A 7,675-nucleotide genomic window follows, 5' to 3' on the forward strand; every position below is an offset into this window, starting at 1 on the left:
GTCGTACATCGCGTAATCGTCAGTCGTGAGCGTGCCGTTTCCGAACAGGTTTAGACCGAAGCTGATCGCCGTCGCACCAGCCGGCAGGACGGGCGTTGTGAAACTAGCCTGAACATAGCTTCCGGAAGCAGCCAACCAAGGACCGGACGTCCAATAGACCCACGTCCCCGCTGAGTTGCGGTAGTAAGCGGTGAATTGGGTAACCGCCGTGGAGTTGTACCAGGCCCTGAGCGAGTAGGTATGTCCGGCAATAGCCGGCGGGGCGCAGGAACCGCTGTCCAAGGTCTGAAGCAGCTTCGCATCTCCGCTGCTGTAGCCGGTGACCGTCAGGCGCACCGCGGCTGCGCCGGTGTGAGCTGCCGTCACAGTGCTGAACGCGGCGGTGTTGGTGCCATAGCCCGCAGCCTGCCAGCACTGGGGAGTGCTCCCGCCGGCGGTCTCTAGGCTCGCATTCTGCACGAGGTTCGTACCGGCCGGCGGCGGCGTGGGCGCCGGAGCGTTGGCTGTGTCGATCATTTCGTAATCGTCGGTAATCAGCGTTCCATTGCTGAACAAGTTCAGGCCGAAGCTGATCCCGCTCGCACCGCTGGGCAACGCCGGCGTCGTCCAGCTTGCCTTTTGAAACGTGGTCGCGGGGGCGAACCATGGACTTGAGGTCCAATAGACCCACGAGCCCACACCGGACCGATAGTAAAGGGCGAACTGCGTGCTTGCCGTCGACTTGTACCAGGCGCCGAGGTTATAGGTGTGCCCTGCCGTCGCCGAGGGTGAGCACCCGCCCAAATCCAGTGCGGGAAGGAACTTGGCGTCACCGTTCGCGTAGCCGGTCACCACTAGACGTTCAGCAACGCTTCCCGTGTGGCCGGGGCTGACCACGCTGAAGGCTGCGGTGTTCGTTCCATAACCACCTGCCTGCCAGCACTGCGGTGCCCCGCTGACGAGCGTTTCGAGGCTGGGATTCTTCACTAGGTTCCCGCTCGTCGCCTGTGGCGGCACCGCGGGCCCGGAGACGAGAGGCTTCACGGTGCCACCGATGACTTGATCCACCGTTTTCACCGACGTCGTGGCTGGTCGTGCCTTCAGCCACGTGGCGAACTGAGCCAGCAAAGTGGGCGTGATGTTCAGGGGATCCGTGCTGCTGGCCGCCACATGGTGAAAGGTCAACTGCACCCATCCTCCACCAGGTTCGGCCTGGGTTACCGACTTTTGAAGGTCAGCCAAGGTCCACGAGGAATCCTCTTCATCAGGCGCGGCCGTGTTGTAAAGGTTTCCGGGCGGGATTGTCTCCGCGAGGGGGCAACCGGGACAACTGAACCGTGTTCGGATATCGCCCAAACCGCGGGCGCTGTTGTATCCGCACTTCTTTACGATGGCCTCGGTAGTCGCATTTTCCGCGGCGAAGGGATAGGCGAAATTCGTGATCCGAAATCCCCAATTCGTGAGGTTGACACGGTCATTGCAGATCTGACGTGTTGCCTCATCGGACGTCAGCGTCGTCAAATCCGGGTGCGTGACAGTGTGCCCGGCGATTTCGTGGCCGGCGGCGGCCAAGCCCTGGAGGTTCGCGAGGGTCATGTAGTTGGGCGTGCCGACAGCACCGGAGGGGATGAAGAAAGTCCCCTTCAAACCGTTGTTGTTGAGGATCTGCGCCGCGTTCAGCTGGTCAGCGTTCCCGTCGTCGAACGTCAACGTCACCACGGTGGGTGCCGCGGCCACGGCGGCCGGGACCCCGGCCGCCAGCCCGGCCACGGTCAAGATGAAGACCCCCACCGCCGTGACGACTTTTGACCAGAAGCCGGTCGGCCGCCAGCGTCCACCAGTTCGTTCGGATGAMATCATTCGTCCGGTCTCGTTCATGAGCATTACTCGCTTCCATACATTGCGGCCGGGAACGCGCTGGCGTGCACACGGGCGGGCGTGATTCAGGGCGTGCGTGATTCAGGGCGTGCCGGCATCCAACATTTCGTAATCGTCGGTAGCAAGCTCGCCATTGCTGAACAGGTTCAGGCCAAAGCTGACCCCGACGGCGTCTGCTGGCACGGCGGGGGTTGTCCACCGGGCCTCTTGGTAACCCGGGGTGGGGGTAAACCAAGGGCTGGCCGTCCAGTAAGTCCAGATGCCGGCCTTATTGCGATAGTAGAGTTCGAACTGCGTGGGTCCCGTGGAGGTGTACCACGCACTGATTGCGTAGGCGTGTCCAGCCACGACGCTGGGTGAGCATTCGCCGAGGTCGAGGGTGGGCAACAGCTTGGCATCGCCGGACTTGTAGCCGCTGACGTCCAGACGACGGGCTATGGCGCCGCTATGGCCCGGGCTAAGGCTGCTCAGAACGTAGCCGTTTTCGCCGTAGGAGGCAGTTTGCCAACACTGCGGCAGTCCGTATTTCCCGGGCGCCTCCAGTCCGGGATTCTTCAGCGCGTTGACGCCCGGCGGCGCGGGAGGGGCTGAAGGGCCCGGGACGGCCGGCTTCACGGCGCCTCCGATGACCTCATGCACCGTCCGGACAGCCGTTGACCTGGCCTCGTTCCGCGGCGCCAGCCAGTCCGTGAACTCCTTAAAGAGCTGCGGGGTGATGGAGCGCGGCGACCCGCTTTCGTCAATGTCGTAAAAGACCAACTGCAGCCAGCCGCCACGCTCCTCCGCGGCTGTCACCAGTTGTTGCAGGTTTGCGAGGTTCCAGGTGTTGCCGATTTCAACTACTGAACGGGTCCGGAACGGGTCGGTGGGCCGAACCGTTTCCGCAACGTCGCAGTTTGCGCAGCCGAAAGGGCTCCGAATATCACCGCTGCTCCGCGCGCTGTTATATCCGCAACTGGCCACTTGGCTTTCCGCGGCCGGTGTGACGGCGCCGAAGGGGTAGGCAAAGGAGGAGACCTTAAAGCCCAAGTCTGCCAGATTACTGCGGTCGGAACAGACTTGCCTGGCAGCCTCATCGCCAGTGACGACGCTCAGATCTGCGAGCGTCACGGTGTGGCCCCCGACTTCGTTTCCGTCGGCCACCAACGTGTGGAGATCGTCGACACCCAAATACCCAGGTTCCTGCAGGAAACCGGAGTTGACGAAAAAGGTGCCGCGCATGCCCGCCTTCTTGAGCGTCGCCGCGGCGACCATTTGGCTCGACCGGCCACTGTCGAAGGTGAAGCTCACGGTCGTCAATGCCGGCCGGGTGTCGACCGCAGGACCCGCTGAGGCCTCGCTGGGGGCCGGCGATGAAGTTTGGCCTTTGGGCGCGAGGAGTGCGGGAACGGTCAGGCCAACAAGCGCGAGTAGCGACGAGACGACCCAGACGGCCTTGACGTCGAACTTCCGTCCGGGAGCGCCGGCGCGCGGCAGGCCAGCCCCCTTTGGCGCCTTCTTGCTTCCCGAATTGTTCGTCATGTCAGATGCCCCTCTCATCGTGCTGACCGGTCCGCGCTGCTATTCGGGTATCGTCCGTTCAACGGCGAGCGAGCGTATACCGGTCCTGGGAGCGGTGACCTGCCGCGGGAACTGGGCTCTTGGACACCCTGGCCGCCACTCACTTGGGCGCCTCTGCCGCCTGCGCCGCCGGGGGTTGCCGTCCAACAGCGTGCCCGCCGGAACTCGACGCCTGGCGCGGGCCCGGTCCTGAGTACCCGTACCATATTGAGACCAGTTTCATCCCCCAATCCCCTGCAACCGACATCCACAGCGTAAAGAGCGCATATCTTCAGGGCACGAGTGGCCCCTACCCGTCTTTGGTCTTGGCATGCTCCGAATACTCAGTACCTCGTATAGGTAATGGGAGTTTGAGTACTCGCCCGGCACCCCAGCCACGTGCACACGACCTAGGTGGATGCGCCCCTCGAGAATTTAGGCGCAGCGGGGCCCCGTTGGGAGTTGGGCGTGATGAAATGGTGATGTCATGGCAGGGTGGCACAGGACAGAAGGGTCGAATGACAGCGCACAGCGACCCAGACCGGGCCGCGGGCCCGCTGACACCTCCGCATGGGGGGCGTCGGGTCCGACGTCGGCTGTGGTGGAACTGGAAGCCGCCCCACCGGCGCCGTTTCATCGGCGCCTCATTGGTGCTGGTGCTGGCAGCGGCGGTTGTTTTGGTGTCTAGGTACGGCGCAGACCGGGACGTCACGAAGCCCGCCTGGTTCGCGGGTTACGCCGACGTGACCGTTACTCCGGCCTACGCCTTCGAAACGGCCGACCCCAAAGACGTCATTATGGCGTTCATCGTCGCCTCGCCGGAAGACTCCTGTGCTCCCAGCTGGGGAACTCTCTACAGCCTGGATACTGCTGCTCAGATACTGAAGCTCGACGACCGGATAAAGTCACTGAAATCACGTGGAGGCCAAGTATCGATTTCGTTCGGGGGTGCGTTGAACCTCGAACTCGCGAATTCCTGCCGGGACGAGTCGGCCCTCAAGTCGGCTTACCGGCAGGTCGTGGGGCGCTATGACCCGGTCGCCCTGGACTTCGACATCGAGGGCGACAACCTGCTGGACGCGGCCGCCGGCGAGCGCAGGGCAAGAGTCACGCGGGAGTTGCAGCTGGAGCGCGGATCAACCGGCAAAAAGCTCGATGTCTGGCTGACGCTCCCAGCGTCGCCCCGGGGCCTCACCGATGCAGGCATTAGCGCCGTCGACCAGATGCTCGCCGCCGGGGTTGACCTCACCGGCGTAAACGTCATGACAATGAACTACGGCGAAAGCCGTCCAGCGTCACAGAGCATGCTCGAGGCCTCGACGGCCGCAGCCACAGCCGTCCATGACCAGCTGAGTATCGTGTATCAGCGGGCGGGAATTAACCTCAGCGGTGATGAACTATGGGGAAAGCTGGGCCTCACGCCGATGATCGGCCAGAACGATCTCGCCGGTGAGGTGTTCGACCTTGCTTCCACTCAGAAACTTCGGGACTTTGCGCTTGGGAAGGGGGTCCAGCGCCTATCGATGTGGTCGCTGAACCGGGACCTCCAATGCCCTGATGGGGCGGGCCCGGAGACAGCCAGCCATGTCTGCAGCGGAGTCAGTCAGGAAGCCGGGCAATTCGCCAAGATCCTGGGGGGCGGCTTGAAGGGGCGGATGTGATAGAGCGCCCCTCGCCGGCTGCCTACTGGACCGGGGTCTGGGTCTCCACTTTCAGCCACGGGCCGGCTGGCACATCCTTGCGGTCCACGAATTGCCAGTCCACCTTGTCATCCTCCCCGTTGAGTTCCTTGAAGCCCAGGCAACCGTTGAGCGCTGGGGAAACGTCCATCCCTGCCCCGTTGAAGTTCTTGTTCTTTGGTCGGGCGTCGTTCTGCCCGAAGACGTACTCCTTGTCCTCGTACTGGCCCGGTCCGGCATCCTCGATCTGGCCGAAGCATTCCTTGCCGTTCATGCGGATCTTGACCCAGCGGTTTTTCATGTAACTGACCCGCGGGTTGCTGGTCTCGCTTGCCAAAGATAGGTCTTTCGCCCACGGGATGACGGCCGCTCGTTCCCGGAAAGCGGACGCATTGTTGATGTCGTCATAGGGCAGGTCCAAATAGAATGGATTTTCCCGGGGTGTCATGGCGCTGGGGAAGTAGTCGTTGGCGCTGGTCCTGGCTTCCGTCTCACAACCGTTCTTCAGCACGCCGTCGCACCCCCCGTAGCTTTGCATCCACAGGCTGTCGTACGTGGACGTCACCTGGCTGCCATCTTCGGCGTTGGGGTCGAAAATTTCACCCACCCAAAAGGTGGTCGCCACGATTCCCGTGTGCCACGGGTATCCCTGCTGCGCCGTTGGGCTCGTGGGACTCGGAGCCGGCTGGGGGCCCGAGCAGGACGCCACCAAGAGGCCGACAAGGCCCATCACGACAACTTGTTTGGGGATTGAAACCATATGTCKCTGCACTCTTTGCTTCATTGTGTCCCGCCCAGACTTTCGATCACCAATGGATAGCTTTTGAAACGTAGGACGGCCGCACGTCCGGAAAGCAGCTCCGGATGCACGGCCGTCCGCCCTTAACCCGCTTAACTTTGCTGTGCCGGATCAGAATAACTCGGGACAGTCCTGGTTGGCGGCAGATTAGGGCAAACATTGCACGGCCGAACCGGAGGCTGGCGTTTGTGACGGCATAGCGACGCCATCGAGACCCCCAACTAGGGCGCGGCGCCTGTTTGCGGCGCCTGCACAGAAACAGCTAGTTGATGGCCATGGTCACTTTCCACTGGACGGGGTCCCCCGTCTTGGGCGGGCGTTGTTCTGCGGCGACGTTCTTGATGATCTCGTCGAGCGTCGTTTTCGGGTCGAATCCGACCAACTGCCGGGCCTTGCTGTTATCCGGGACCCGTCGGCGCATGTCCTCGTACCCTTCGGCGTATGCCTGCTCGTAGGGGACGAGACTGATGTCACTCTTGCTGCCTAGAAGCTCCACGATCCGTTCGGCAAGTGTGAGGATCGAGATCTCGTAACTTCCCCCGAGGTTGTAGGCGTTACCGTAGGCCGAGGATTCGGCCGAGATCCTGGTGATCGCGGGCACAATGTCCCCCACGTAGGAGAAGCAGCGGGTCTGCTTCCCGTCGCCATAGACCGTTAGGGGCTGACCGGTGAGGGCCTGCTTCACGAGGCGCGGCACCACCATGCCATAGCGGCCCGTCTGCCGCGGCCCCACCGTGTTGAAGAGCCTGACGATTGCGACCCGCAGTCCAAACTCCCGCCAGTAGGCGTGTGCGAAAGCCTCGTCGATGCCCTTCGCCGCGGCGTAGGTCCAGCGCGACTTCAGCGCGGAGCCGAGAATACGGTCGGCTTCCTCACTCAGGCTGTCCGAGGCGTTCTTTCCATAGATCTCGCTGGTTGAGGCCAGCAGGAGCGACGCRCCGGCTTCGAGAACAGAGTCCAGGACAACCTCGGTCCCATGAATGTTCGTCCGGAGGCTCTCCAGGGGATGTTCGACGATCAGGTTCACCCCAACGGCCGCTGCGAGGTGGAAGACGCGGTCGGACCCGGAGACCACCTTGTCCACCGCTGACTTATCGAGGATGTCTCCCTCGACGAAATGAAATTTACGGTGTCCGATGACGCTGCGCAGATTCTCCAGGCGACCGGTGGAGAGATTATCGAGCACGGTTACCTCGTCCCCCGCGGCCAACAGGTGTTCGACAAGGTGACTTCCGATGAAGCCGGCTCCCCCAGTGATTGTGGTCTTCATTGCTCCTACTTTCCTAATCTGACCTTCGCGGCAATCGGATCACAACCGCGTCACGTTGGCATCGTTGGGAAGCCGGTAGGTCGTGTCCAGCACGGCCGGGACACTGGCGAGCCAACCAGTATCCATGGCCGAATGCTTCGTGTGCATGATCACCAGATCGGCTTCCCAAAGTGTCGGTTCCGCGAGCGATTGAAGCCGGCCCCCATGCCCGTCGGGCGCGGTCGGGCACCACTGGTCGTGGTAGGCCACCTCGGCGCCGTCTGCGATCAGCTCGGCGATGATTTCCAGCGCGGGCGATTCCCGCAGGTCTTCGACATCCGGCTTGTAGGCCACGCCAAGTATGAGGATCCTCGCGCCAGTGAGGCCGTGGTTGCGTTCGGAGAGGATCTTGCGCGCCTTTTCTACCACCTGGTGCGGCCTGCCCGCGATGCCTGCCATCGCTTGTTCAATAACAGGCGCGGTGACGCGTGCCTTCCGCAGTTGCCAGAGGAGGTAGTGCGGGTCGCACGGGATGCAGTGGCCCCCGACGCC

6 protein-coding genes are annotated in these 7,675 nt (G+C 62.7%); 1 reads left to right on the forward strand and 5 read right to left on the reverse strand.

Annotation, left to right across the window (positions count from 1 at the left end):
* Nucleotides 1–1,863 (reverse strand): polysaccharide deacetylase family protein (locus AB4Y86_RS07520; RefSeq protein ID WP_441401515.1); only part of this gene is annotated, 1,863 nt, incomplete at its 3' end.
* 75 nt (nt 1,864–1,938) lie between these two features.
* Nucleotides 1,939–3,378, reverse strand: a complete 1,440-nt coding sequence (locus AB4Y86_RS07525) for a polysaccharide deacetylase family protein (RefSeq protein WP_441401517.1) — start codon at nt 3,376–3,378, stop codon at nt 1,939–1,941.
* A 668-nt stretch (nt 3,379–4,046) separates the two neighbouring features.
* On the opposite strand from AB4Y86_RS07525, the gene AB4Y86_RS07530 reads away from it, so the two are divergent.
* On the forward strand, nt 4,047–5,057 hold the full coding sequence (locus tag AB4Y86_RS07530) for a chitinase (RefSeq protein WP_441401519.1): 1,011 nt from the start codon (nt 4,047–4,049) through the stop codon (nt 5,055–5,057).
* 22 nt (nt 5,058–5,079) lie between these two features.
* On the opposite strand, the gene AB4Y86_RS07535 is transcribed toward AB4Y86_RS07530, so the two are convergent.
* From AB4Y86_RS07535 to AB4Y86_RS07545, 3 genes are all read right to left on the reverse strand, one after another.
* Nucleotides 5,080–5,700 (reverse strand): hypothetical protein, encoded by a 621-nt coding sequence (locus AB4Y86_RS07535; protein ID WP_441401520.1) that lies wholly within the window; start codon nt 5,698–5,700, stop codon nt 5,080–5,082.
* Between the two features lie 436 nt (nt 5,701–6,136).
* Nucleotides 6,137–7,144 (reverse strand): dTDP-glucose 4,6-dehydratase, encoded by a 1,008-nt coding sequence (locus tag AB4Y86_RS07540; RefSeq protein ID WP_441401522.1) that lies wholly within the window; start codon nt 7,142–7,144, stop codon nt 6,137–6,139.
* A 39-nt stretch (nt 7,145–7,183) separates the two neighbouring features.
* Nucleotides 7,184–7,675, reverse strand: a 492-nt coding sequence (locus AB4Y86_RS07545; protein ID WP_441401524.1) for a UDP binding domain-containing protein, incomplete at its 5' end; no start/stop codon positions are given.

Origin of the sequence: Arthrobacter sp. 2YAF22_2, assembly GCF_052114645.1 — a bacterium.
In the GTDB taxonomy this organism is placed as follows: domain Bacteria; phylum Actinomycetota; class Actinomycetes; order Actinomycetales; family Micrococcaceae; genus Arthrobacter.

Coding starts and splice junctions, on each gene's coding strand:
- AB4Y86_RS07525 (WP_441401517.1), bottom strand. CDS start 3,378: ATGACGAACAATTCGGGAAGCAAGAAGGCGCCAAAGGGGGCTGGCCTG.